Below are 1,233 nucleotides of genomic sequence, written 5' to 3'. Positions count from 1 at the left end.
CTTTCGGCAGCGAGAGGCACTTTTGTGCGGGCGGGCGCGGCCGTAGAATCGATGGTGGATGGATTTGGTGTCAAGCCGGTCTGTTCAGCATGGCAACGGCCCCGCTCCCCGGTCCCTGGTCGGCCCGTTGTGTGTTTCCTCGAGTTCGACTGCGCGTGCAGCCATCGACCGACGGGACGACCCCGCATCTTGCGGTGCCCACGAGATCGTGTCGAATGCGCGGGCGCTGTGCGAGCACACCATCAGGTGGTGAGAGCCGATGTGGATCGGGATCGGGTGGGCGTTGGCGGGCCTCGACGCCGACGAGCGTGACTACCAGCAGAGGGCCGAGCGAGCGCCGAGGAAGCGGAAGGTCCAACGTGTGCCTCAGGTGCGGGTATGGACGGTTACAGCGGGGGTGAGCGGGCCTGCGGGAGTGCCGCGGCCTGTGGGAGCGGTGGTGGCTGCGGATCTGGAGCTGGCGGCCGTGCAAATGTGCGCGCACCTCAACGCCGGCTTGATCGGTCGTGGCGGCTGGTTTCTGCTGGCCATCCGCGATGCGGCCGGGGTGATCGCGGCGCGCTTGGTCGCCCCGCTGCACGTGGATCCCGGCACCGGGGCGGTGGCCCACGGCGCCTGGGCCGCGGCCAGCGACGAGATGATGGAGCCGAGACGATGACCGAGACGACTGACCTTGGGGCGCGGTTCATGGCGGCCCTACACGAGGCCGAAGCCGATCCCGGTGGTACGCGCGGGGCCGAGCTGTTGTGCGCGGTATGTGCGCGGTTGCTGCCGGTGGGCCACGCCGCGATCATGGCCCACGCCGGGGCGGCGGGCTGGGAGATGCTGGGTGCCTCGGACCCGGCCGCCCTCGGATGGGCTCAGGTGCAGGCTGCCGCCGGGGAGGGTCCCGGCCCGGCTGCCTATGACCTCGACGCTCCGGTGCTGGTACCCGATCTCGGGGCCGCACTGGCAGGGGGCCGGTGGCCGCTGCTGGCGGCCTCGGGGATCGGTGAGCGCGGCGGCGGGGTGTTCTCGTTTCCGTTGCACCGCGGCGCGATTCGGGTCGGGACCCTCGACCTCTACACCGACACCCCCACCGTGTTGGACGCGGCCGGGTTCACCGCGGCAGTGCAGCTGTCCGATCTGGTGACCGTGGTGCTGCTGACCGCGATCCGCATACCCCAGCTGCGGGCGCACGCCTTCGCGGTGGTGCCTGGCAGCCTCGACAACAACAACCACAACGGGCTGGGG

At 70.7% G+C, this 1,233-nt stretch carries 2 protein-coding genes; both read left to right on the top strand.

All coding sequences use genetic code 11. From position 1 onward, the window contains the following. Positions 1-439: 439 nt before the first annotated feature. On the top strand, positions 440-658 hold the full coding sequence (locus tag IBX22_RS37140) for a hypothetical protein (protein ID WP_194820540.1): 219 nt from the start codon (positions 440-442) through the stop codon (positions 656-658). Then, positions 655-1,233 (top strand): hypothetical protein (locus IBX22_RS37135; RefSeq protein ID WP_194820539.1); only part of this gene is annotated, 579 nt, incomplete at its 3' end. The genes IBX22_RS37140 and IBX22_RS37135, both read left to right, overlap by 4 nt.

Source organism: Nocardia sp. XZ_19_385 (genome assembly GCF_015355755.1).
GTDB lineage: Bacteria > Actinomycetota > Actinomycetes > Mycobacteriales > Mycobacteriaceae > Nocardia.
This window is presented reverse-complemented; position numbering and strand designations above follow the sequence as displayed.